We start from the raw sequence: 25,634 nt of genomic DNA on the forward strand, positions 1-25,634 counted from the left end.
CATCCTACCATAAGGGCAAAAAAAAATAACAAGACTTTTGTCGTCCTGTTATCGAATGATTTCGTCATATTATTAGTTATTCTGCGAACCTTTCTGTTCCGGGTTATGCGTATCTGCAAACTTGCTGAGAGGATTTCGTTTGTTTGACTGGGGAGGAATATCAAATTTTGGAATCCCGTCCCCCAGGTCTTTTAACCCGGGCATATAAAAGGCAGAAAACGTTACATTATAATTTAAGGGCCCCTCTGTATCCTCAAGACTAGTAATTTCTTTTGTGCCAGTGAAATTGATTTTTTCAATAACGATGATCCTTTTTTGATTTTCCAGGGTTGTCAGGAATTTCTCAAGGTCTTCGTAAGTAGGAGATTCTATATTCATATCAACAGTTATCTTTTTAATTCCATCTGGAAGAGAAGTGTTTGATTGCTGTTGATTAGATGAATGACCTTGTACGGTTGTATTTGGCGCCACTACCAGATTGCCGGATACAGTAGTTGACTGTGTGGTGCTCGCATTATTTGATGCAGGGTCAGCAGTACTATTTGTTGCTGTTTCCTGTCCACTATTACCCTGACTTAGAGCCCCTGATCCTTCGCTAAAGGCCATTGTTTTTATTGTGCTGTTCGAAACGACCTCAGCTTTTCCCAGATCCAAAACAAGCTGTTCCTCAAAAGGCTTTACAGGCAGCAATTTCTGCAGCTCAGTAGTGCTTTTAACTGTATTATTTTTCACGCTTGCCCTTTTTTCCAATACGACGTTTAATAGCTGCTTTTGTGTTTGCTGCGATTGCTGTTTTATTTGAAGATCCGCCTTTGCTGGCTGAATAAACAATATATACCCAAAAGTCACAAAAGCTATTAGCAATATAAAGAGAGCAGACATTATCATTTTTTCTTTTTTTGAGAAATAAAATTTCATTTGCTGCTGTCTCCTTCTGATGCTGGCGTACCTTCCCATTTGATGACATCATTCTTTTTGGCTGCTTCCCTATCCAATTTAATTTCATAAACTCCAAGAAAACGAGGCAAGTACGATTCTATTTCAGTGTCATTTTGAGTGTCTGAAACAGCAGAACCTGCCGTTTGCTGAGTGGAAGTGTCCTGCGCAGACAGTGACTTGAGATTTGCCTCTTTAATCCATTCCGCACCATTCATTCTGGCAAGATAGTAAGCTGCCTCCTGGCTTGTATCAAACTGGATAGTAAGAGAGAGAATTCCTGTTTCATCATAGGCGAAATTTTGGATAAATCCTCTATCAGGAAGCATAGCGGTCAAAATTCTCAATAATGGAACTGTTTTTATTGGATATTTTTTTACCCAGTCAGCAGAGGTTTCCAGCTTTGTAATAGAATTAGAGGATTCAAAAGCAGAGACTGACTTTTGCTGCTTTGTAGTTATTTGCTCAGTGCGTGCTGTTTCTCTGCTAATTTGGCTGGCTTGTTGATCAATAGTGTAGACCTTCCAGATAAACAAACAAGCAGCTATCAAAAAGAAACTGGCTAAAATTGATACAGCTAGAATAAAAGCTGAGTTCCTTTTTTCCTTCCTTGGAAGCAGGTTGATTTCGACAAGCATTTATTCCACCTCTTTTAATGCAAGACCCAAACCCAGAAATTGGGATGATGGTAAGCTCTTAGTCCTGTTAGTTGATAAGGATTCTGCAGCAAGAGTTTGTACAGGAATCTCATAACGATGATTCATCTCCTCAATTATTAAATCCAGCATAGGATGGTCTCCTGTCAAAAGGATTTTTGTGACTTCTTCCTTGCCATTGTGAAGAGAATAACGATAGTAATCCATCAATTTAGTCATTTCCCTGAAGATTTCCTCTAACTGAAGCTTTAATACCTCTAGATCCCCGTTATATTTATAACTGCTGGTTTCTTCAGAATCCATTTGAATAGACCACTTTTCCCAATCAAAATCCAAAGGGAAATGCCGCATAAACTGTGGAATTTGATCTGCAAAAATGCTCATCGTCACCTGTGTTAGCGAGAATTGGACCTGGAAAAGCCTTTCCCCGTTTCTTGCAAGGTCGAGCGAGTGATAGATTCTGTATACAGCCAATGGCGAAATGTCTGCAGCAATGGGTTTCAGTTTAAGAGATGAAAACAGATCGGCATACTCCATCACAGATTTTTCAGGAGATGCAAAAAGCAAAATTTCTTTTTGCTGCCCCTCGTTTGAAAGTGGGAAAATATCAAAAACCGGATCTTCAAAGGGAAGGTGAATGCTTGACCCTAGCTCCAAATAAAGATAGCTTCTATACTCGTCTTCTTCCACATCTGCAGGTATAGCTACTTTTCTGATAATAACAAGAGAATCAGGGACTAGGAATCGGACCTGACGCTTGTGGAGTTTCCAGTCTTCTATACACTCATCCAGAATGTTTTCAAGTGCGTCCAGATCAGTAATTTTACCGTCTGAAATAATGCCCGGCGGAAGAAATCGTTCTCCCCACCTTTGGGCAGCTGGAGGATGGGATTGCTTCAATTCTACATAACGAATGGAATGGTCATTTAATATAATGTTAGCTATACGATTTTTTCGTAATTGGAGTGAAAAATGCATAATGACTACCCCTTAATTTTGCAAATCAGATATTTCCCTCGAATTGCGTTTCTGAATCTAGAAAGCTTAACAGTATTTCTTTACAATCCATTAGTAATAAATTGTAAATACATCTCTATAAGCTGGTTTCCGTAAAAATAAGCAGTTAGTGTTCCGATTGCTATAAACGGACCAAATGGAATAGGCTCCCTTTTCTTTACTAGCTTAAGGAGGAGGGCTAAAATCCCAAACACAGCACCGAATAATGTGGCGAGAAAAAAGGAAAGCAGCATCAGTTTGGTGCCAACCACCAAGCCAATCAAGCCAAACAGTTTAACATCCCCAAAGCCCATACCGCCTTTACTTATAAACGAAATTAAAGCCAAGAGTAAGAAACCGGCAGCCGCTCCGAGCAGAGAATCCCACCAGGGAGTAAGAGGCCAAATAAAGCGCTCTAATAAAAAAACTCCTGCAAAGAAAAGCAGAATTTTATCGGGTATCAGCATATAGTGAATGTCTGAGACAAATATAATCATAAATAGGGAGATAAACGTCCAGGCAACAATAAGCTCACTTCCCCAGCCTACGAAAAAGGGAGCAAGAGCAAAAAGGATTCCGGTTATTAACTCTGTAATCGGATAAATGGGGGAAATTCGCGACCCACAGCCGCGGCATTTCCCCCTCTGGATTACATATGAAACTACCGGAATCAATTCCCATGAGCGAAGCTGATGTCCGCATTTCGGACAAGCAGAACGTGGTTTGATAATTGACTGGTTTAACGGCACCCTTAGGCCCACTACATTAAAGAAAGAGCCGAAGAGGAGACCGTATAAACTAACTAGAAAATAAATCATTATTCAGCTGCACTAATTAGCTGTTGTTCCGATGCTGAAGTCTGACCTGCAGTAGTGTTTGCGATTGGAATGGCAGGATGTCCACCGCTCAATGAATAACTCAACTTTCCATTTGCATCTTTGTTTACTGTAACCGTAAAAGCAGCTGCCTTTACATGATCTAGGTATTGAGTAAGATTAGTCTGAGTTATTGTCGTATTACCATTAATATCAAAAGTTAAAGTACCATTATTTGCGACATACATTTTTGCCGCGTTTACGATTTGAAGTCCTTCTTGTACCGTTGCTTTATCTTTAGATCTGTTAATTACATTCCCAATCGACGGCACTGCAATTGCAGCGATAATTCCCAAAATAACAATAACGGCCAATAGTTCAACAAGTGTAAAACCTTTTTGTTCTTTCATTTTCTTTTGCAAGCTTATCAACAAATTTATCACTCTCCCTATGGTTCTTTTAACCTATTAGTATGTACCCTTTGATTATACTAAATTTGTCAGTATAAAGGGAACTTCAATATGCTAAATATTGTCTGTTTTTATTAAAATTTGCTATAAAATATACTGTTTTAATATTTCTTGTCAAATTGGTTGAACATATCAAACATTGGCACCATGATGGATGTCACAATTAAGCCGACAAGACCTGCTAGGACCACAATCATAATAGGTTCAATCAATGATTTTAATCGATCGGTTCCAATATCCACTTCTTTTTCGTAAAAGTCTGCTATCTTATCCAGCATACTGTCCAGTGAACCTGATTCTTCTCCAATGGATATCATTTGGGTAACAAGGGGAGGAAAGGCCCAATGGCGCTTCATCGGAAGGGTCATCGACAGTCCCTTTTCCAATGAGTCCCTTGAATCTCGAATCACTCTTGCAATCACTTCATTCTCGACAACCTCCTCAACGATTGCCATTGCCTGAAGAATGGGGACCGAGCTTGAAAACAGGGAGCTTAGTGTCCTCGTCATCCTCGCAAGAACAGCCTTTTGAAGCATTTTTCCGAAAATAGGTATCCTCAACGCTGCGTAATCCAGATAAAACTTAGTTTCCTTGCTTTTTCTCATGTAGACGATGAGCACTGAAAACAGAACCATTAAGAGGGCAAGCAGCCACCAAAACTTTTGCATAAAGCCACTTGCATTTAGAACAAACTTTGTAATGGCAGGAAGCTCTCCCCCCATATCCGCAAACATTTTCACAAAGGTCGGGACAATTGAAACGAGAAGAAAAATGACAACTGCAATGGCAATAAATCCAATGACAAGCGGATAAGTCAAGGCAGAAATAATTTTTTGGCGTGTATGATGCTGTTTTTCAAAATGCCCGGCCAAACGTTCCAGTGTTTCGTCCATGTTTCCGCCTGCTTCACCAGCTTTAATCATACTCACAAATATCGGTGAAAATATTTTTTTATGTCTTCTTACTGCCTCAGAAAGCGGGTTTCCTTCTCTCAGGTCCTGCTCGATGCCTATTGATGCTTTCTTAAGAGCCTTGCTTTCTGTCTGCTCAGCCAAGATAGCAGTAGCATCAACCACAGTTACTCCCGCTTTAAGGAGAGTTGAAAATTGTCTTAGATAAATAACAAAGTGTTCTAGCTTTACTGGATTACCGAAAGTTATATCCTTTGTTAAGATCGATTCAGGAATTTCGGTGATGTCACTAACCCTAATGCCTTCCTCTTTCAGCTTTAGAAGCGCTTCGCGTCTTGAGCTTGAGTTAATCGTTCCCTGGCGTTTTCCCCTTTTATCTCTACCGGAATACTTAAACCTGGCCATATTAGCTCATCTTCTCCTGAAGAAATGGCAGTGCAGCATCCCTGGTAACAATTCCGTTTTCCACTAGATCTTTAATGCTTGTATCAAGTGTATGCATTCCCTGGGCTCGGGATGTTTGCATGATGCTTGGAATCTGATGATTTTTTTCATTCCGAATCAGGTTGGAAATGGCTGGATTATTGATCATAATCTCCGTTGCAGCTCTTCTTCCCTGCCTGTCCGCTGTTTGAAATAGCCTTTGAGAGATAATGCCTACAAGTACTGTTGCAAGCTGAATCCGGATTTGCGGCTGCTGTGCTGGCGGAAAGACGTCTATAATTCTATTAATTGTTGCAGGAGCGCTTGAAGTATGAAGTGTTCCAAGAACCAAATGGCCTGTCTCTGCTGCCGTTATGGCTGTTTGGATGGTTTCAAGGTCTCTCATTTCTCCGACAAGGATGACATCCGGGTCCTGCCTTAGAGCCGCCCTTAGGCCATTGGCAAAATTTTTCGTATCAAATCCCACTTCCCGCTGGTCTATAATACATTGTCCATGTTTATGCAGGTACTCTATCGGATCTTCAAGTGTGATGATATGCTTACGCATTGACTGATTCATATAATTAATCATTGCTGCTAGTGTGGTTGATTTTCCACTGCCCGTTGGTCCTGTTACTAAAAGCAGGCCCTGTGGCTTTTCCACAATTTTTTTCAACGTTTCTGGCATATTCAAATCTTCAATGGTTGGGATTGTAGAAGGCACAATTCTCAGTGCCATCGATACACAAGACCTCTGATGGTACGTATTCACACGATAACGGGAAACCCCAGGCAGGCCATATGAAAAGTCTAGTTCCCCCTTCTCCTTAAATACCTCCCACATATTAGCTGGAACGATTGCACGGGCCATCTCTTCGGTATCTGCCGGCTTGAGAGCCTCCTGCCCATAGCGCTTCAGTTCCCCGTTAATACGCATGATTGGAGGCACCCCAACTGTCAGATGAATATCGGATGCCTTAAATTCAAATGCCGCTCTCAAGATTAAGTCTATTTTTTCTTTCATTTTTCCCTACTCCTACTCCAGGGTTGCAACCCTAAGCACTTCTTCTGTTGTTGTTAAACCCTGCTTGACTTTTAACAAGCCATCATCGATAAGAAAAATGGTTTGATTTTTCACAGCAAGCTCTCGAAGGGTTTGTAGTGAATCCCCGTTCATAATAACCCGTCTAATTTCATCATTTAAAATCAGAACCTCATGAAGGGCAATTCTTCCCTTATAGCCCGTCATATTGCAGGAAGAACAGCCTCTGCCCCGGCTAATCCTGTCAATTTTTATTCCTCTTCGCAAAAAAATCTCCTGTTCCCGCTTTGATGGTTCATGGACTTCCATACAATCCCGGCATCCCCTTCTGACAAGGCGCTGAGATACAATTCCACTCAGGGATGATGCCAGAAGGAAGGGCTCAACCCCCATATCAAGCAATCTAGTTACCGTACCGATTGAATCATTTGTATGAAGCGTGCTGAGTACCAGATGGCCTGTTAGTGATGCCCTAATCGCCACTTCTGCTGTTTCCTTATCCCTGATTTCCCCAACCATAATGATATTCGGATCCTGCCGGAGGATAGAACGAAGGCCAGCCGCAAAGGTCATGCCAACATTCTGGTTTACCTGAATTTGATTGATTCCTTCTAGCTGATATTCAACCGGGTCCTCAATCGTTATAATATTTACTTCTTCACTGTTCAGCTTATTTAAGGCTGCATAAAGCGTGGACGATTTTCCAGAACCGGTTGGCCCTGTAATCAGAACAATACCGGTGGGCTTTTCTATCATTTCTTTGAATCTATTTAAATTTAACTGGTTGAAACCAAGTTTTGAAATATCATTTAAATTGGCGCTCATATCGAGAAGCCGCATTACTATTTTTTCACCAAAGACGGTTGGTAGGGTCGAAACGCGCAGGTCAATAGGCTGAAAATCCAGGTTTATTCTAATTCTTCCGTCCTGAGGCACCCGATGTTCAGTTATGTCCATATTGGCCATAATCTTAATTCGCGCTGTCAGTACACTTTGCATATGCCTTGGTAAAACACGCTCGCTTCGAAGAAAACCATCTATTCGGTAGCGAATAACCACCTTTGTCTCCTGAGGGTCGATATGGATATCACTAGCCCTTTGGACTGCTGCATTGGAGAGTATCTGATTGACAAGGCGGACAACCGGTGAGTTTTGATCCGTTACATCCTCTTCTCTTGCGTTTTCTCTTTGAAGAGTGTCTCCAATAAGTTCTTCAAAGCCCTCATCAATGTTGTAAAATTTATTAATGGCCCGCAGAATGTCATCTTTGGTTGCAATGGCTGTTTCAATTTGAAATCCTGTTGAAAGGCGTAAATCGTCTATAACTATAAAGTCCATTGGGTCTGCCATTGCAACAAATAGCTTTTCTCCATTTTTTTTTAAAGGAATAATCAGGTTCCTTCTAGCCATTTCTTTTGGGATAAGTGTAAATAAATTAGTATCAAACGGGTAACGGTACAAGCTAATATGGGGAATTCCTAATTGGTATTCAAGAACTTCGATTAATTGCTGTTCAGTAATGTATCCTCTTTGGAGCAGGGCATCACCAAGCCTTTGACTGCTCCCTTTCTCCTTTAAAGCTGTCTGAAGCTGTTCCATGCTAATTAATCCTGATTCAACCAGTAAATCACCCAGCCGTTTTCGTAAAAGCATGATCTTCCTCCCTGTTCTAAAGATTATTTTGGCTGCTCGTTTGGCTTACCCCATAAATTTTCAGTTGATTCCACTTGGCCAGATTTTTGTTGGTTTGACGGCAATTCAGTCTTGCTTTGTGGGTCGGAATTTCCCAGCCCTGCATTTATACCTGTAGTATTTGCATTCTTATTTGTTTGATCTATCGTAGTTTCGTCTGTTCCTTGTTGGGAAATATCTGTCGCAGGCTCCACTACACCAGTGATAGCTTTTACAGTAATTTTAGGTACCGGGGCATAATAGTCCTCTGAAAGAAGAACTGATTTTTTAAGATTTGCATTTTCATAGATTTCCCTCGTAATTCTAATCAAATATCCTTCAGAGCCCTCCTGCAGTACCTCCTTTTGGTTGTCTGCAAGAAGTGGGCTGTATTGAAGTATGGTTTTCGGCTTAAATTGCTGTTTGTCAGTTTCAGTTAATTGGTACTCGTAATAAAGTTTTTGTCCGAGCAGGCTTGTTTTAAGATGTTTGCCATCCCAACTTATCTCAATGTTAAAGTCAGATTCATTAGGATTAGAAAAAACGAAATCATCATTTTGGGCAGGATCAATTTTTGCTTCATAACCTAATTCTGCATATTCCGGCAATTCTCGGCCGATGTTTCTCTCAATAATCGAAAAGTTTGTTGGAAGAATGGCTTTGTATATTCCCGAGGCAATAAAACTAAGAGCTTTTCCAGATAAATTGTTTAGCCTTTCTTTCTTTAATAAATCATTAAAAGAAAAGGTGGAGTTGGCGTGGACCTGTATCTTTGCCAACTGTCCCACTGCCCTTACTACTTCATCCGGGGCTGTTTTGGGTGTTAATACCGACTCGCTAATTGTGGATGACTCGTCACTGTTTTTAATAAACTCCTTTAAATTAATAACATTCTCTCCTTTTGATAAAGAAGAAGCGACGATGTTAAGTTTCTTTGTAAAAGCATTCACATTTATATCAATACCTGGGAACGCAAGTGCGGCAATTCCTTCAGCGTGGTCCTTCCCAATCCCTGCCATAAGAGGATTATGCAGCCCATCTTTGGCTGTTGAAACAGAGTCCTCCAAATTAAATTGGAATTGATTAAGGTCAATTGCAGCTTCTTTTTCTTTATAATGAATAATTATTTTTGTGTTTTTCATCCAGTCTGAATATTGCTGATTAATCAATGTAAGCGTCTCATTTCGGTTTTTTCCCCCAACGCTTACAGGTCCAATTTCCGTTCCAACAGAAAAAACACCTGGCTGTTTATAATACTTTTCAAAAGCTAGAACGCCAAAATGTGAAAAAGCAAAGATATATGCTGTGCATAACAGTAATACGAAAAATAGCTTTATAGTCTGGTTGTTTTTCTTCACATTGACGCCTCCTTAAACGAGCCATGATTTTGGCTATCTAACTTTCTTTTCATCTAAAGGCTCAAGTGTCTCCCATTCGAAACTTGTTTCCTGCTTTCCAGCAGCAGCCTCCAGTAAGGCAGGAGATGAAGCATAGGTGGTAAGGACTTCAAGTTCCTCCATTTGGGCCCATACCTCTGGCGAAAGCCCCGTTTCTTGTTGAGATGGGGTTTTCATATAGTGATTCGGTACTTTGCCTTTGTCATCCTGTTCTATGCTGCGATCAAATAAAAAAGATAAATCCTCCAGCGAATCTTCGGTCAGCTGAACTGTCTCTTTCACTTGTATAGATTCATATTTCTCCAAAGGTGAATGGAGCGAAATAACTCTCTCACCCTCTTCGGCTTCCCTTTCATAAGCAGGAGTCTCAATAATTGCGTTGATGGGACGGGACTGAAAATCAATATGTATTTCTTTATCAAGGTTTTTTTGCGATAAACCCTTTTTATATAAAGAAGAAGAAAGCCGTTTGTCTATTATGTATACAGACAGGAAAACAAGAATAATCAGCACAGGAATGGCAAAAAGCAGATTAAATGTTTTTCCTGCTGCCTCAGATATAAAAGAAATTAAAAGAGCTAAAATTATGATTGATATTTTTCCTTTAACAGTAATCCCAAGCTGTAAAAAAAATAGAATGGGAGCCAAAATAACTAATGATAGAACGGCCAAAACAACATTTTCCATTTACTCACTCTCCATAAGCCGAACGTACCGGTAAATTTTTCATACAAATTCTATATTAATATGAGCAATTATTGGAATTTTTGACATGATATACTATCTAATATTGTATAATAATTACATGGATTTTAAAAGAAGGCGGAAAAAAGATTATGTGGAAAAGCCTGAAAGAAGAAGGGTTTACTTTAGTTGAGGTACTGGTTTCAATTATACTGCTTTTTATTATTTTGACTTCTTTTCTAAGCTTTTTTTCCCAGTCTGCAATGTTTATTCATTCAAATGAGAAAAAGCTAGGAACCATGCAAATTGCCCAGAAATATATTAATTTAATAGAGGGAAATGTAGGACTTTCTGACCTAAACAATATTCCAATAGGAACAGAGATTGATAAGAAGGCTATTGATCAGCTGATATTAAAGACTACTAATAAATCCATTGACAGTACTTCATTTAGAATAAACGGATTTATAACTACTGACACGCCCAAAGGGCTTACTCAGTTTAAAATTATCGTTCAGGATCCAAGCGATACAAAAAATAAGTCTGTTACCTATACATATATAAGAAAGTGAGCTGTATCTATGAGGGACGAAAAAGGAATTACTTTAATAGAACTGCTTGCTGTACTTTCAATTATGATGGTTGTTTCTTTACTTATATATGGGGTATTTTTTGACACTAAGAAAAATTACAGCCGGTTTTCGGACAAATCAAGCTTACAGCAGGAAGCTAATTTGATGATTACGACTATAAAAAATTATCAACAAAAGGAAGATAGTTACCTGCTTAGCTATGATTCTTCTAAGAACAAAGCCTTTATTGGAAAATCTGATGCTAATCTGCCCCTTCACAGAAATGATATAACTGTTATCAGTTTTAAAGCAGGAAACAACTATTTTGAATGCAATGATAACAGTATCTTAGATATAGGCAATCTCACTGTTATACCTCCATCACAAAAACAGTTGTTTATCTGTATTAAATTAAAAAACGAACAGGGACAAACCTACGAAGTAAATACAAGTGTCAAAAGATATTAAGAGTGGAGGGCGAAGGCCATTAAAAACGAAAAAGGTTATACACTGGTTTTAGTGATGGTCGTGATGACCCTAGTGATTGTTTTCGGGCTTGCCTTAAGCGCAATGGCCCTCACAGCAAATAAACAATTTCATAAAACAGACCACCTCAACCGTGCTACGGATCTTGCAGAAATGGGGGCAACTTATTATAAAACGGCAATTAACAGTCTAATCCCATCTGCTGTTGCGGCAGCAAGAACTAACAAGACTACCTTTTGTCAGGAGTTAAAAAGCCTGCACGACAGACAGGTGGGGATTTATGACACCAAGACTGTTGAAGACAGTAACAAATACCAAATTAGTTCTCCTGCCTTTCCACCATGCATAGGTAATCCAAACGAGGTTCTCCTTAATTTTATAAGTACAGGGAAAACAGGAAAGGAGGAAAAAGCTATTATTGGCCATTTAAAAATATCAAAAAGAAAAGCTTCTGTAAGACCGGACAATTCTACTTATGAGAAATATGAGGACGATAAATTAAATAAAGATTTATCTTTAACAGGTCCAGTTAACTTTACAGCCAATAATTTTAAAATAAATGGGGGCCGTTCTTTAAAGATAGAAAAGAACGCTTATTTTACAAGCCTTACACTTGATGGAAATGCTGAGGTTTTAATCGGAGGAAATGCTGTGTTTCAGCAAATAACTTCTATGAATGGAAATACCCTCTTAATGGTGGAGGGAGATGCATTTTTCCAAGACACCCCTATTATCGAAAAATTTGTAGGCCATCCCGCCATCTGCATAAAAGGTAATATATATAAAGTTGTTAACAGCCAAATCAGGGAGTACACCGATTTCTCGAACTACTTTACCAACACTTGTGTTAATTCTAATGCTGATTGGTATATTGATGCAGAAAATGGTTTATCCGTAGATTATTAGAAAAACCCGGCATTCGCCAAGTCCTTTTTGGCGGATGCCTTAGATTTTCTTATCACGCTCAAATCGGCACCTCCTCAAAAAAGCTATGCTTTTTCTTCGTGCGAGGCAAAGCTGACGTACCTTTCCTTGTCCTGTGCCTTTCGCCTGACTAGGACTTCCTGTCCGTCGTGCGTTCAGCATTTATGGATATAAATTCTGATTAGCCTGGAAAAACGGAAAGCCGATTCCAAAAGAGGAATCGGCTTTCATTTTATTTAACGTATTCTGCAACTCTATTACGGCCCGCTCGTTTCGCACCTACATAGAGAGCCCTGTCGGCATGCCTTATTAAAGCTAGTGAATCGTCTGCATCCTGAGGGGCTGTGGCAACACCAATAGATGCTGTGATGTTAACAAGGAGAGGGAGTTTTTCTTCTTCGAGATGCTCTTTTAAAGTAAATGGCTTGTCTGCAATTGCCTTCCTGATTCTCTCTGCCATATCATAGGCATCTTCTTTCTCCATATCAGGCAATAAGATGACAAATTCTTCCCCGCCGTACCGTGCAACTGTTCCCCTGCCGCCAGCTAGCCCTTCAAGTCGTCGGGCCAACTCACACAGGATCTCATTTCCGCTTTGGTGTCCATAAGTGTCATTAACTTTTTTGAAATGGTCAATATCCAGAATAATCAATGACAACAGATTTCGTTCAAACTGATGAAGCTTTGTAAACTCTGCAGAAAGCATACTTTCAAAGTATCTGTAGTTATACAGTTTGGTAAGCGGACAGCGTTCACTGTATTCTTTTGTTATCTCATAATGCTTAGCATTTTCAATGGCAACAGCAAAATGGGAACAAAGGATATCGACAATCATAAGCTGCATTTTTTCAAATGCACGTTTTTTTCGTGAAGCGAGGATCAGCACGCCTACTACTTCATTGTTTCGAACAATTGGAACACCCATTACACTTTCAACAGAAGTAGGAAGATAACCAATTTCATAGTGCCACCACTCTTTTTTTGTAGAAAAAAGATATGATTTTTTTGATGACCAGACTATCCCGCTGATGCCCTGATTTTTTCGTAATGGCGGCAGGTCATTAGGCTTGACCTTACCGTTCTCAATCCTTCTGATGAGTACAAGCTCTTCCCGATCAACAACATCCAGGACATACGCATTATCCACAGGAAGCATTTCAATTAACTTCTGGACAAACAGATCCATTACATCATTTACATGAACACGTTCTGCCAGCTGGTGACCAATTTCAGCAGCTTTCTGAAGATACTCATTAACATTTTGACTGGAATAGTAGAGATTTAGAATAATAGACAAGCTGGCAAATGGAATTCCAACAAAGAATAAAGCCGAGACTCCAACTTCCCTGTATAAGGTATACAGGACAAAACCGATTGGGAAGATGATAATGGCTGTTACTGTTTCCCACAATAAGCTTTTATCAAAAAATTTCTCGGTATATTTATATACAACTTTAAAGTAAACAAAAAGAACTATTTGATTTATCAGATAACTTAAAACAGCATAAACGGCTGCTAGAATAAAGGAAAGTGGTCCATTAAGAATATCTATACCGGTTTCCCCGCCAATGGAATAATAAATGATTCCACTCCCAAAGGATACGGAGAAAAACATTAAAGAGTTAAGCAGATAACGGAACCAGCCTTCCCTTCCTACTCTTAACCTAAGAAGTACCACGATAAAAGCAGCCTGAGAAAGAACCGTTTCAACGAAAAGTCCGTAGTTTAAAAATACAGCCAATAACACCCACTGCACTAAAAAAACAGGGTTATTGTTAATAACCATAGGCATTATAGACACAATACATGTCAACAATAAGAATGCCGTCAGGTCAGGAATATGTCCTGAAAGATGCGGGGGATATGCCTGAAGGGAATACCAAAGTCCTGCCGGGACTAACAAAATCCATATTAGTAAAATGTATCTTTTTACAATGGGCTTAATATTCACAGGACAGCCTCCTCCCGCAGATTTGTTAGTAAAATAGTCACGATTTTACAATAATTTTAGCACTCCTTTAACGGTTTGTCACAGTAAATCGTCACATTTTTTAAAAAATTCCCTTAAAGTTGGTTTTGCTTCAGAAATAAAGTAAAGAGAGCCTGTAATAATAAGAACATCTTCTTCTCCCAATTCATCTATTTCTGCTATTATTGCGGTTTTCCAGTCCTCATTAAAGGACTTATTTTCCGACTTGGAGAGTGCCATTAAGTCAGCTGCAGAAGAGGCACGCGGAAAATCAAAGGACACAAAAATAAGCTTATCTGCTGTCTCGTCCAACTGGGCTATCATTTTGTCTAGCTTTTTATCTTTTAATGCAGTAAAGACCACATGTACCTTTTTTTCTTTAAACCTATTTTTAAGTTCATTTGCCAAGGCCTGAATGCCTTCATCATTATGGGCACCGTCCAAAATAACAAGCGGTTTTTCAGATATCACTTCAAACCTGCCTGGCCAAAAGGCTTCCCTAAGCCCCTCCCGAATCGCAAGTTCGCCTATACGGTATCCATGATTTTCCTTAAGGTACTGAGCAGCTAAAACTGCTAACGAGGCATTCTCTGTCTGATGCTGCCCAATCATTCCAATTTTTAAATTATCCAGAATTCCAAATGGAGAGCTAAGGCTGAATTCCTCTCCATTTGAAAGAGAGGCATGCTCCGAAATAGAGAAATCTTTGCCTATCCGAAACAGAGCCGATTTCTCCTCTTCTGCCTTTGCCGTAATAACCTTCAGTGCGTCCTCTCTTTTAACTCCAGTTACAACTGCAGTGTGTTTTTTTATAATCCCGGCCTTTTCAAAAGCAATCTGTTCATGGGTATCTCCAAGTATAGCTGTATGGTCCAAGCCAATATTTGTAATCACAGAAAGATAGGGATAAATGATATTGGTTGAATCAAATCGCCCGCCAAGCCCGACTTCATACAGAACAATGTCCACCTTTGCCAGTTTAACAAAGTACAGCAGGGACATAGCTGTTATCACTTCAAACTCTGTAGGTCCGCCTAGATCAGTTTCTTCCAGTTCATCTGCCAGAGGCTTAATTGCATTTGTTAGCTCCACTAGGTCTTCATCGCTAACAGGCTTGCCATTAACACTAATCCGCTCATTAAAATGCTCTATGTAAGGGGAAGTAAAGGTCCCGACTCTATAGCCTGCCGCCTCAAGAATCGAACGTAGAAAAGTGACAGTGGATCCCTTTCCGTTAGTTCCGCCAATATGAACCGTTTTAATTTTTGTTTCCGGATGGTCCAGCTTTTCCATCATCCATTGCATCCTTTTTAATCCTGGCTTAATACCAAGTCTTAATCTGGCATGAATCCAATCAAGCGCCTCTTCGTAAGTATTAAACATCTTGCACCTCTATTCCAGGTTCATACAGACAAAGACGAATCCACCTGTCCGGATTCGCCTCCACCCATTTTAGCCTCTTAATTCTTTCATACGGGCTTCCACTGCATTTCTCTTTTCCGTGTAATCCTGTTCTTTTGCACGTTCCTCTGCAATTACATTTTCTGGCGCTTTTTTCATAAAGCCTTCGTTGCCAAGTTTCTTTTGAACTCTTTCTACTTCTTTATTCAATTTTTCCCATTCTTTTTCAAGACGGGCGATTTCTTCATCGATGTTAATCAGGCCTTCAAGCGGCAGAATGATTTCCAAGCCGGTAATCACGGCTGTCATGGCTTTATCAGGTGTATCCATCTCGGTTCCCATTTCTAATTCCTCTGGGTTGCAGAAACGTTCAATATAACCACTGTTTCTTTCAAGCGAAGCAAGAATGGTTTCATCCTTTGCTTTAACAAGCATTTTGATTTTCTTGCTCATTGGTGTATTAACTTCCGCACGGATATTACGAACGGCGCGAATGGTTTCCATAAGCATTTTCATTTCTGATGCTGCCTGCTCATCCGTAAATTCTGGATTTACTTCAGGCCATTTAGCAATTGTAATTGACTCTCCGGAGTGCGGAAGGTTTTGCCAGATTTCTTCTGTAATAAATGGCATGAACGGATGAAGAAGTCTCATTGTTTGATCTAGGACATGTGCCAAAACTGAACGTGTTGTCTTTTTAGAAGCCTCGTCATCACCATAAAGAGGAAGCTTTGCCATTTCAATATACCAATCGCACAAATCATCCCAAATGAAGTTATAGAGAGCACGGCCAACCTCTCCAAACTCGTATCTTTCAGATAAGCGCGTAACCGTTTCAATTGTTTCATTTAATTGATTTAGAATCCATTTGTCTGCAACGGACTTTTCACCACTAAGATCAATTTCTTCAAAAGACATTCCATTCATATTCATAAGAGCAAATCGGGATGCATTCCAAATCTTATTAGCAAAATTCCATGTTGCTTCAACCTTTTCAGGAATATAGCGAAGATCCTGGCCAGGTGAGCTTCCTGTAGAAAGGAAGTAGCGCAGGGAATCAGCTCCATACTGGTCAATTACTTCCATTGGGTCAACACCATTGCCAAGTGATTTACTCATTTTACGGCCTTGAGAGTCTCTAACCAATCCATGAATTAAAACATCCTTGAATGGACGCTCTCCGGTAAACTCAAGACTTTGGAAAATCATTCTTGATACCCAGAAGAAGATAATATCATACCCTGTAACAAGAGCATCAGTAGGGAAGTAACGTTTAAAATCAGCTGCTTCCTTATCAGGCCAGCCCATTGTAGAAAATGGCCACAGTGCTGAACTAAACCATGTATCAAGAACATCCTTATCCTGAGTCCATTTCTCAGCGTCTGAAGGAGCCTCAAGTCCTACATAAACCTCTCCTGTCTCATTATGGTACCAGGCCGGGATGCGGTGGCCCCACCAAAGCTGTCTGGAAATACACCAGTCGCGGATATTCTCCATCCATCGAAGGTAGGTATTTTCAAAGCGTCCAGGAACAAAATTTACTTTGTCTTCCTTTTGCTGAAGCTCAATAGCCTCCTGGGCAAGAGGCGCCATCTTAACAAACCACTGTGTTGAAAGATAAGGCTCAACTACTGCTCCGCTCCGTTCAGAGTGGCCAACGGAGTGCATATGATCTTCAATTTTAAATAAAACGCCAAGCTCCTGAAGGTCTTTTACAATTTGCTTGCGGCATTCAAAACGGTCCAAGCCTTTATACTTTCCTGCCCTGTCATTCATGGTGCCGTCTTCATTCATAACTAGAATGCGCTCAAGATTGTGGCGGTTTCCTATTTCAAAGTCATTAGGATCATGGGCTGGAGTTATTTTAACTGCGCCGGAACCGAACTCCATTTCAACGTAATCATCACCTACAATTGGGATCTCACGTCCAGTAATTGGAAGAGTAACGGTTTTGCCGATTAAATGCTTATACCGGTCATCTTCCGGATGTACCGCTACAGCCGTATCACCAAGCATCGTTTCTGGGCGTGTTGTGGCTATTTCAATATGCCCGCTTCCGTCAGCAAGTGGGTAATTCATATGGTAAAAGGCACCTTGTATGTCTTTATAAATTACCTCAATATCTGATAATGCTGTTTTGGTGGATGGATCCCAGTTGATAATGTACTCGCCGCGATAAATTAAACCTTTATTAAAAAGAGTTACAAATACTTCATTAACGGCATCTGAGAGTCCCTCATCAAGAGTGAAGCGTTCACGGCTGTAATCAAGTCCAAGCCCCAGCTTGGCCCACTGCTGGCGAATATGGGCTGCATATTCTTCCTTCCAGCTCCAAGTTTCTTCAACAAACTTTTCACGGCCCAAGTCGTATCTGCTTTTTCCTTCTTCACGTAGCTTTGCTTCAACCTTCGCCTGAGTCGCGATTCCTGCATGGTCCATTCCCGGAAGCCAAAGTACATCATATCCCTGCATCCTTTTCATTCTTGTCATAATATCTTGCAGGGTAGTATCCCAGGCATGCCCTAAGTGCAGCCTCCCAGTTACATTTGGCGGTGGAATTACTACTGTGTAAGGCTGTTTTTCCTGATCATCTTTCGCCTCAAAAAACTTTCCTTTTACCCACCAATCATAACGTCCCTGTTCAATCGAGGCTGGATCATATTTTGTCGGCATCTGTATGTCATTTGTCTCCACTGAAATTCCTCCTTAGTTTTAAAAAATAAATACAAAAAAACCCCATCCGTCATAAAAGGACGAATGGAGTTTGCTTCGCGGTACCACCTTTTTTCCAGCCTTAATATAAAAGAGGCTGGCTCTTAACAGGATAACGGATTCGATCCGTCTTCCACTACTTGAATTAATATCCTTTGGCGGAAGAAGCTCAAGGGTGACTTTCCAACTGACTGTCTGGGAGCCTTTCAGCAAATGGATCCCTCTCTTTGAAACAGTATCAAATTGTACTCTTCCCTATCGTTGCCTTTTCATTTAATTATATAAGATATACTACCTAAAAAAGGGGATTGTAGTCAACAATGATAGCCAACTTTTTTATATATTATACATTTGAAGCAAAATAGTTCCTTTTAGCTTAAACACTTATTGTGTGGAATATACATAATATGAGGAGAAAGAACTGAGGGGGGAGAGTGTTCTGATGAAAAGGATGTTTAATAAATACTCTATGCCGCCATGGTTAAGGAAGGTAAGGGCCGTATGCGCTCAATTTATTATTCCTTTTTGCATTTTTCAGGCAGTGCGTACCATCCTTATTCCTACGATTTTCGATGTTTTGCTTCTAATCATTTTTATTGGCCTGTTTATTGCCATCCAAACGGAATACATTTAGGAGCCCGGCTTTTGCTACTGGGCTCCTGTTTCTTTTGCCGCTTGTTCCTGACTGTCTATTTCACTAATCCGCATGACTACATATTCTGTATTTTTTAAGTGCCAATATTTCCGCTGCAGCTGCTGAACAAATTTCATCTCATTAGAAGTTCTCTTTTTTTGAAGATATCTTTCTGTGACTTGCAGAATAGGGGCTGGGTGGGCCAAGTAACTTAAAAACAATAACTTTTCATCTGGCTTGTAGGGAAAGTACTTAAAATAATAATAAACCCAGTCAATTGCCTCTTCATTTCGTTTAGGCTGGGTTTTTAGGGTTCTGGCTAAAAAAGGAAGCATATCATGAATAGGCGATCCATAACCGGCCTCTTCAAAGTTAATAAAATACCCATATCCTCTTTCATCATATAAAAAATGGTCAGATGATATTTTTCCGTGTGTGATCACCATTCTTGCCTTTTCCTGATCTTTTGTTTTCTCATACCACTCTTCAAATTTTTCCTTTGAAAAACGGATAGCCTGACTTGTTTCCGAGTAATACATCGAAAAAAGCAATTCGAATGGCGACATATAGGATCTTTTTTCACATTGTTCAATCATACCGTCAAGTAATTCCTGATTTTTTTCTAACTGCTGTATGGTTTTTTCATAATGCTCAGTACGGTCTTCCTTTTTTACAGTTACTTCTTTGGCGGACAAGGTATGAAGTCTGGCCAGTTCACGAAAAAGCTGCTGATTTTTTTCCTTCCTGTCCTCCCTTTCTTCATTGGGTAGCCATGGCATTAAGTAATACAAGCTTTGATCATTTAGAACAGCATAACGGCCATCCAGGGTAGGATATACAGGAACAATCCTATTAAATCCTTTTTGGTAAAGCTCATGGACATGCCGAATAAAATCTGTTCCTCTTTGAGGAGGAATTTTTTTAAGGCCAAAGGTGCCTTTATTGGAATAAATTTTTTGGATTTTCCCAAAATCTTCAACAAAATAAGGCTCAATATTATAACTATTTAAAATAGGGGCGACCGCTGCAATTCGATTTGGTTTATTCACCGAAACTCAGCTCACTTTCATTAAAAAACCGTAAACAGACGTTAAATTCAACAGCAGCATGAATACCTGAATATCACGCACAGTAATACATTAGAAAAACTTGGCATTCGCCAAGTCCTTTTTGGCGGATGCCTTAGTTTTGCTTATGCGTTCAGAATTTATGGATATAAATTCTGATTAGCCTAAAAAAACAGTTGAGCAGGCACGAAGACCCGCTCATCATGTCTTTTCTATGTTATTTTTTTGCCATCGTTACTGGAATGTAAAGCACCTGGCCTTCATAAACATCCTTATTTATTTCCAAATGATTTACACGTACAAGACTTTGAACGGGAATATCATATCTTTCTGAAAGAAGATTTAAAGTATCTCCCTTTTGAACAATGCATACCTTAAGCTTTGCACTATCGTTTGTTTCTTCTCTCCTTGCAAAAAACTCAGTGAGACTCATGCTTTTCTTTTTGCCCTGTTTTTTCTTTTTCGGTTCTGGTTCCTGAACCATTTGAGGGCTGGATGAACTTTCTGGCTCTAGTTCTGCTTTATCAGGCTCTTCTTCAATCACGGTTATCATTTCAGGCTGTGCTTGCTCTTGTACTACTACTTCCTGCTTTACCTCGCTCCTTGCAGTTTCTGGTTCCTGCTTTTCTTCTCCTCTTGCAAATTGAGCAAGAAAGTCTTGGTGAAAGTTTTCCTTTAATGCTTGATACGCGAATGAAGGGATTTCAGTTACTTCCACTGGAGCTTCTTCTGTAACTTGTTTTCTAGCTTCTGCCTGAAAAGTATCTTCTTCCTCAAGAACTGGATAAGCCTCCTCCTCATGAACTAAGGCAGTCTCTTCTTCAAAAGCTTCCTGTTCTTCCTCTGCTTGTTCTTCCTCTGCTTGTTCTTCCTGGCCGCGAGCCAACTCTTCAACCTTCTCCTCTTCCCTCTCATGCTGCTGTTCGCCGTATAATCCGCTGATGGTTAAATCAGAAGTAAGCTTCATGCAGCTCCTTTCAGGAAAAGAATAGTCGAATGATTCTACTACTACATCAATATCATAGATGCTTTTAATTCGGTTATTGGGTATGGTGATGTCCACAGGAAACCTGTGTGAGAATTGGCAAGTGCCGCTTTCTCGGTCCTGTACGATTTGGACATATTTGTGTCCGGGGTTTGCCCCCTCTTCCTCTTCTGAATTTTCATTATTGCACACATACTCACCTGTTAATTCTAATGATCCTCGTATCGTAACATACTGGTCATTTTCCTGAATTGTAATATCAGGATCAAGCGAGATGGAAACTAGCTCAGTGACTTCCTGTCCTTTTCGGAACCATAAAGACTCCTCCAAAGAAAATCGAAGGCATGATTGATTCTCCTGAGACAAAGCGACTCCTCCTTTCGTTTCCTTCACGTAAAATCACTATGTCACTTACACTCTATGAACATTTCCTTTTTTTTATGATAAAAAAGCCATATAGAGGGCAGAAAATTTCGCACCACTAGGAAAATAGCATTCAAATTTCTAGTTAGATAATTGAAAAACCTCGCAGGGACAGTTCTTGGTTCTAAAAAAACAAACTGGGACAGGGCCACAAGAAAAACGATTTTCATCCGGTTATGAAGGTCCGAACACAGAAAACTTTGTTATGAATACCTGATTTCGATTGAGCCACAAGAAAATATCCACTTTCAAACGGTTCAAGAACAATATTGGGCTAAAAGTTTAAGGGACTTAAGAATAGGTTTTTAAATCAAAAAAGCACCCGTACTTTTTGTACGAGTGCTCTTTTACTTACTTAAGCTTTGAGAAGGCAGTGGTTGTTGCCTGAATTGTCTTTTCAATATCTTCATCAGAGTGCGCTGTTGAAAGGAATAAGCCCTCAAACTGGGATGGCGGCAGAAAAACACCCTGGTCTGCCATTTCCTTGTAATAAGAGGCAAAAAAGTCCAAGTTAGCTGTTTTAGCCTTTTCATAATTGATTACATCTTCATTTGTGAAGAAGAAGCCAATCATGGACCCAGCACGGTTGAAAGTAAGTGGGATTTCATACTTTTCAGCCGCAGCACTGATTCCTTTTTCAAGCCTATCTGCTTTGCGAATAAACTCTTTATAATCATCAGGAGTCAGCTGGCTTAAAGTTTCATACCCAGCAGTCATCGCTAATGGATTACCGGATAGTGTACCCGCCTGGTAGATCGGACCGCTAGGAGCAATCTGTTCCATAATTTCTGCTTTTCCGCCGTATGCTCCAACAGGAAGGCCTCCCCCGATTACTTTACCGAGGCATGTAATATCAGGAGTAATACCAAAATAGCCTTGTGCACAATTATAGCCAACACGAAATCCTGTCATTACTTCATCGAAGATAAGCAAGGCGCCGTATTGAGTGGTAACATCGCGAAGCCCTTGTAGGAACCCTGGAAGCGGAGGAACTACCCCCATATTTCCAGCAACGGGCTCAACAATAACTCCTGCAATATCCTCACCAAACTGTTCAAATGCATAGCGTACGCCATCAAGATCATTATAAGGGACAGTAATTGTATTTTTAGCTACCCCTTCAGGAACACCGGGGCTGTCTGGAAGACCTAGTGTTGCGACTCCAGAACCAGCCTTAATGAGCAGAGAATCACCATGTCCATGGTAGCAGCCTTCAAACTTTAAAATCTTGTTTCTGCCCGTATAGCCACGTGCAAGACGCAGTGCACTCATTGTCGCTTCTGTACCGGAGGAAACCATGCGAATTATTTCAATGGAAGGTACACGATCTGATACGAGCTTTGCCAGCTCATTCTCCATTAAGGTTGGGGCGCCAAAACTTGTACCCAGTTCCGCAACCTTTTTGAGTGCTTCCACTACTTTATCATTTGTATGGCCAAGAATAAGCGGGCCCCATGATAAAACATAATCAATATATTCATTTCCATCAATGTCATATATTTTTGATCCCTTGCCGCGTTCCATAAAAATAGGATCCATATTTACTGATTTAAACGCCCGTACAGGGCTGTTCACTCCGCCCGGCATTAATTTCTTTGCTTCCTTAAAGGCTTCAATAGATTTAGCATATGAGCGCATTGCTTTCCCTCTCTTCATTAGAAATCCTTATGTCCTTATAGCAGGGCACTGGGATTGCACTTATGCCCTATTATGTAATAGGAAAGTTTTCCTTTCCTATTTAAACTACCTATTCTTCTTTTAACCAGCGGGCTGCATCCTTTGCATGATAAGTAATAATTAGATCAGCACCTGCACGTTTCATGCCAACGAGCATTTCCATAACAATTTTTTTCTCATCGATCCAGCCGTTTTGTGCAGCAGCCTTTACCATGGAATATTCCCCACTAACATTATAAGTAACAACAGGGAGATTGAAATTGTTTTTCATATCACGAACAATATCCAAATATGGCATTCCTGGTTTAACAATCAGGAAGTCCGCGCCTTCTGCTACATCCGATTCAGCTTCTCTGAAAGCTTCCATTCGATTTGCAGGATCCATCTGATAGGTTTTTCGGTCACCGAATTGAGGTGTACTGTCTGCAGCATCACGGAAGGGTCCGTAGAATGCAGAAGAGTATTTAACTGCGTAAGACATGATAGGGACTTCCTCAAAGCCTGCTTCATCAAGTCCTGCTCTGATGGCAGCAACGAAACCATCCATCATGTTGGAAGGAGCAATAATATCTGCACCAGCTTTTGCCTGGCTGACCGCAGTCTTTGCAAGCAAGTCAAGTGACTCGTCATTTAAAACACGGTCACCTTGAACTACACCGCAGTGACCGTGGCTTGTGTATTCGCAAAGGCAGGTATCTGCCACTACAATTATTTCTGGGAAACGTTCCTTGATGAAACGGGTAGCCTCCTGTACAATACCATGATCATGGAATGCCCCCCCACCACATTCATCTTTTTCGGTAGGAACGCCGAATAAAATAACAGACCTTATGCCAAGAGAAACGATTTCATCCATTTCCTCCTGCAAATAATCCATAGATATTTGATAAACCCCTGGCATTGAAGCTACTTCATTTCTTGTTTTCTCTCCTTCTAAAATAAAAAGAGGATAAATAAAGTCTTCAGTCCTGAGGTGGTTTTCTCTTATTAATGAGCGCATGCTTGCACTGCTCCGCAAACGGCGGTGACGTGAAAATTGGAGTTCCATATTTTCTACCCCCAAAAATTATTTAATTAATATATTCAGCCATGCTGTTAATCATTGCCTCTACAGTATACACCTTCGGAGAAGCATGGACTAATAATCCGTATGACTTTAGTTTTTCCTTCGTAACTGGCCCAATACAAGCTACCATACACTCTTTTATTTGATCCCGGAGATGGTTTTCCTCCACCACCGACATAAAATGGTCCACGGTAGACGGGCTGGTAAACATCAGGATGTCCAACTCATTCCGTTTTAGCAATTCAGCTAATGTTAACCTGCTCTCTTCAGGAAGATAGGTTTCATAAACGATAGCCTCCTCGACGACAGCCCCAAACCTTCTCAATTCCTCAGCAATGACATCTCTAGCTAAATTACCTTTCGGAATAAAAATTTTCTCACCCTTTTTAACAATAGAGACAAATTCTTTTGCAAAGGTTTCTGCAACATATTCAGAAGGAAGGAAAGATACTTCCACTCCTTTTTCCTTCAATACCTTTTGTGTTCTCTCGCCTATAACTGCTATTTTGGGAAGGTGGCTAATCTCATCTTTAGCAAGAAACGAAAAAAATGTATCCACAGTAGTGTTGCTGGTGAAAATAATCCAGCTATAAGATTTTAAGTTATTAAAGACAGCTGCAAGCTCATCATTGGGCTGTATTGGGCGAAAAGCAATAAGAGGGATTTCAATTGGAATCCCTCCGAATGTCTCCACTAGCTGTGAAAAAGATTTCGCCTGCTTTTTTCCTCTTGGTACGAGTACTTTTTTATCAAGCAATGGCGATGGTTTTATCATTCACCATCAAGCTCCCGTTTAACCTTTTCAATAAGTTTCTTCGCACCTTTTTCTATCAATAAGTCGGCAGCCTTTGCACCAACTTCTTCAGGAACTGTGCCACGGACAGTTTCTTTGTATACCTCTTTGCCGTCAGGTGATGCAACAAGAGCAGTCATGACGATTTCATCGTTATCATCTACTTGGGCGAATCCTGCAATTGGAACCTGGCAGCCGCCCTCCATTTTATTTAAGTATACACGTTCAGCCCTTACTGCTCTTTCTGTCTTTTTACATGTAAATTTCTCAAAAAGATCAAGAAGCTCCTGATCATCTGTACGGCATTCAATCGAAAGTGCCCCTTGACCAACAGCTGGAATGCAGGTTTCAGCATCCAGGAACTCAGTAACCACGTCAGAAGTCCAGCCAAGGCGTGACAGGCCGGCAGCAGCAAGAATAATGGCGTCGTACTCCTCATCCTGGAGTTTGCTTAAGCGGGTATCAACATTTCCGCGTATCCATTTAATTTCAAGGTCAGGCCTCTTAAGAAGAAGCTGAGAACTTCTGCGAAGACTGCTAGTTCCGATAATGGCACCTTCCTTAAGGTCCTTCAAAGGTAAGTGGCCTTTTGAAATCAAAGCATCACGATGATCCTCACGGAAAGGAACGCATCCTATAGTAAGGCCTTCTGGCAATACAGCCGGCATATCCTTCATACTATGAACAGCCATATCAATTTCTTTATTTAACATTGCCTGTTCAATTTCCTTTACAAATAAACCTTTTCCGCCAACTTTTGATAACGTCACATCGAGGATGCGGTCACCTTTGGTTACAATTTCTTTTACTTCAAATTCAAATGGAGCACCAAGCTTTTTCAACTGATCAATAACCCAATTTGTCTGTGTTAAAGCAAGTTTACTGCGTCTGGAACCGACGATAATTTTTCTCATGACTGCCTCC

The 25,634-nt window shown here is 40.3% G+C and carries 23 protein-coding genes and 1 other annotated feature; of the genes, 4 read left to right on the forward strand and 19 right to left on the reverse strand.

Going from position 1 to position 25,634, the window contains the following annotated elements; all coding sequences use genetic code 11:
* Window positions 1-72: 72 nt before the first annotated feature.
* From AC3WR0_RS02250 to AC3WR0_RS02295, 10 genes are all read right to left on the reverse strand, one after another.
* A complete protein-coding gene (locus tag AC3WR0_RS02250; RefSeq protein ID WP_492550790.1) occupies window positions 73-918 on the reverse strand; it encodes a hypothetical protein in 846 nt (281 codons plus the stop codon).
* Window positions 915-1,574 carry a hypothetical protein gene (locus AC3WR0_RS02255; RefSeq protein WP_492550791.1) on the reverse strand — a complete coding sequence of 220 codons (660 nt, stop codon included), beginning with the start codon at window positions 1,572-1,574 and terminating at the stop codon, window positions 915-917. The genes AC3WR0_RS02250 and AC3WR0_RS02255 overlap by 4 nt, the downstream gene beginning before the upstream one ends.
* On the reverse strand, window positions 1,575-2,570 hold the full coding sequence (gene pilM, locus AC3WR0_RS02260) for a type IV pilus biogenesis protein PilM (RefSeq protein ID WP_492550792.1): 996 nt from the start codon (window positions 2,568-2,570) through the stop codon (window positions 1,575-1,577).
* An 80-nt stretch (window positions 2,571-2,650) separates the two neighbouring features.
* Window positions 2,651-3,406: a prepilin peptidase gene (locus AC3WR0_RS02265; RefSeq protein ID WP_492550793.1), complete on the reverse strand. Its 756-nt coding sequence runs from the start codon at window positions 3,404-3,406 to the stop codon at window positions 2,651-2,653.
* Complete coding sequence (locus tag AC3WR0_RS02270; protein ID WP_492550794.1) at window positions 3,406-3,837, reverse strand: type II secretion system protein; 432 nt, start codon at window positions 3,835-3,837, stop codon at window positions 3,406-3,408. The genes AC3WR0_RS02265 and AC3WR0_RS02270 overlap by 1 nt, the downstream gene beginning before the upstream one ends.
* 137 nt (window positions 3,838-3,974) lie before the next feature.
* Window positions 3,975-5,189 carry a type II secretion system F family protein gene (locus AC3WR0_RS02275; RefSeq protein ID WP_492550795.1) on the reverse strand — a complete coding sequence of 405 codons (1,215 nt, stop codon included), beginning with the start codon at window positions 5,187-5,189 and terminating at the stop codon, window positions 3,975-3,977.
* A gap of 1 nt (window position 5,190) precedes the next feature.
* Window positions 5,191-6,231 (reverse strand): type IV pilus twitching motility protein PilT, encoded by a 1,041-nt coding sequence (locus tag AC3WR0_RS02280; protein ID WP_492550796.1) that lies wholly within the window; start codon window positions 6,229-6,231, stop codon window positions 5,191-5,193.
* Window positions 6,232-6,243: 12 nt separating this feature from the next.
* Entirely contained in the window at window positions 6,244-7,902 is a 1,659-nt protein-coding gene (locus AC3WR0_RS02285; RefSeq protein ID WP_492550797.1) for a GspE/PulE family protein, read from the reverse strand.
* A 23-nt stretch (window positions 7,903-7,925) separates the two neighbouring features.
* Entirely contained in the window at window positions 7,926-9,278 is a 1,353-nt protein-coding gene (locus tag AC3WR0_RS02290; protein WP_492550798.1) for a G5 domain-containing protein, read from the reverse strand.
* A gap of 33 nt (window positions 9,279-9,311) precedes the next feature.
* Window positions 9,312-10,004 (reverse strand): hypothetical protein, encoded by a 693-nt coding sequence (locus AC3WR0_RS02295; protein WP_492550799.1) that lies wholly within the window; start codon window positions 10,002-10,004, stop codon window positions 9,312-9,314.
* Window positions 10,005-10,153: 149 nt separating this feature from the next.
* Here AC3WR0_RS02295 and AC3WR0_RS02300 point away from each other — a divergent pair, with 149 nt between their 5' ends.
* The 3 genes from AC3WR0_RS02300 (at window position 10,154) to AC3WR0_RS02310 (ending at window position 11,965) form a co-directional block, all read left to right on the forward strand.
* Complete coding sequence (locus AC3WR0_RS02300) at window positions 10,154-10,573, forward strand: type IV pilus modification PilV family protein (RefSeq protein ID WP_492550800.1); 420 nt, start codon at window positions 10,154-10,156, stop codon at window positions 10,571-10,573.
* A 9-nt stretch (window positions 10,574-10,582) separates the two neighbouring features.
* Complete coding sequence (locus tag AC3WR0_RS02305; protein ID WP_492550801.1) at window positions 10,583-11,041, forward strand: PilW family protein; 459 nt, start codon at window positions 10,583-10,585, stop codon at window positions 11,039-11,041.
* Between the two features lie 63 nt (window positions 11,042-11,104).
* Window positions 11,105-11,965 (forward strand): hypothetical protein, encoded by an 861-nt coding sequence (locus tag AC3WR0_RS02310; protein ID WP_492550802.1) that lies wholly within the window; start codon window positions 11,105-11,107, stop codon window positions 11,963-11,965.
* A 250-nt stretch (window positions 11,966-12,215) separates the two neighbouring features.
* Here AC3WR0_RS02310 and AC3WR0_RS02315 read toward each other — a convergent pair whose 3' ends face one another.
* From AC3WR0_RS02315 to AC3WR0_RS02325, 3 genes are all read right to left on the reverse strand, one after another.
* Window positions 12,216-13,934, reverse strand: a complete 1,719-nt coding sequence (locus AC3WR0_RS02315) for a sensor domain-containing diguanylate cyclase (RefSeq protein WP_492550803.1) — start codon at window positions 13,932-13,934, stop codon at window positions 12,216-12,218.
* 78 nt (window positions 13,935-14,012) lie between these two features.
* Window positions 14,013-15,335, reverse strand: coding sequence for a bifunctional folylpolyglutamate synthase/dihydrofolate synthase (locus AC3WR0_RS02320; RefSeq protein WP_492550804.1), 1,323 nt, complete (start codon window positions 15,333-15,335; stop codon window positions 14,013-14,015).
* Between the two features lie 69 nt (window positions 15,336-15,404).
* Window positions 15,405-18,026: a valine--tRNA ligase gene (locus AC3WR0_RS02325; RefSeq protein ID WP_492550977.1), complete on the reverse strand. Its 2,622-nt coding sequence runs from the start codon at window positions 18,024-18,026 to the stop codon at window positions 15,405-15,407.
* Window positions 18,027-18,099: 73 nt separating this feature from the next.
* Window positions 18,100-18,336, reverse strand: a binding site (T-box leader).
* Between the two features lie 171 nt (window positions 18,337-18,507).
* On the opposite strand from AC3WR0_RS02325, the gene AC3WR0_RS02330 reads away from it, so the two are divergent.
* Window positions 18,508-18,699, forward strand: a complete 192-nt coding sequence (locus AC3WR0_RS02330) for a YszA family small membrane protein (RefSeq protein ID WP_492550805.1) — start codon at window positions 18,508-18,510, stop codon at window positions 18,697-18,699.
* A gap of 14 nt (window positions 18,700-18,713) precedes the next feature.
* Here AC3WR0_RS02330 and ysxE read toward each other — a convergent pair whose 3' ends face one another.
* The 6 genes from ysxE to hemC form a co-directional block, all read right to left on the reverse strand.
* Entirely contained in the window at window positions 18,714-19,748 is a 1,035-nt protein-coding gene (gene ysxE, locus AC3WR0_RS02335; RefSeq protein ID WP_492550806.1) for a spore coat protein YsxE, read from the reverse strand.
* A gap of 235 nt (window positions 19,749-19,983) precedes the next feature.
* Window positions 19,984-21,117, reverse strand: coding sequence for a stage VI sporulation protein D (spoVID, locus tag AC3WR0_RS02340; RefSeq protein ID WP_492550807.1), 1,134 nt, complete (start codon window positions 21,115-21,117; stop codon window positions 19,984-19,986).
* A 408-nt stretch (window positions 21,118-21,525) separates the two neighbouring features.
* Window positions 21,526-22,812 carry a glutamate-1-semialdehyde 2,1-aminomutase gene (hemL, locus tag AC3WR0_RS02345; RefSeq protein ID WP_492550808.1) on the reverse strand — a complete coding sequence of 429 codons (1,287 nt, stop codon included), beginning with the start codon at window positions 22,810-22,812 and terminating at the stop codon, window positions 21,526-21,528.
* 109 nt (window positions 22,813-22,921) lie between these two features.
* Entirely contained in the window at window positions 22,922-23,899 is a 978-nt protein-coding gene (hemB, locus tag AC3WR0_RS02350) for a porphobilinogen synthase (RefSeq protein WP_492550809.1), read from the reverse strand.
* A gap of 22 nt (window positions 23,900-23,921) precedes the next feature.
* On the reverse strand, window positions 23,922-24,692 hold the full coding sequence (locus tag AC3WR0_RS02355; RefSeq protein WP_492550810.1) for a uroporphyrinogen-III synthase: 771 nt from the start codon (window positions 24,690-24,692) through the stop codon (window positions 23,922-23,924).
* On the reverse strand, window positions 24,689-25,624 hold the full coding sequence (hemC, locus tag AC3WR0_RS02360; RefSeq protein ID WP_492550811.1) for a hydroxymethylbilane synthase: 936 nt from the start codon (window positions 25,622-25,624) through the stop codon (window positions 24,689-24,691). The genes AC3WR0_RS02355 and hemC overlap by 4 nt, the downstream gene beginning before the upstream one ends.
* Window positions 25,625-25,634: the final 10 nt, after the last annotated feature.

This window comes from Neobacillus sp. FW104-15D2, from assembly GCF_058790155.1.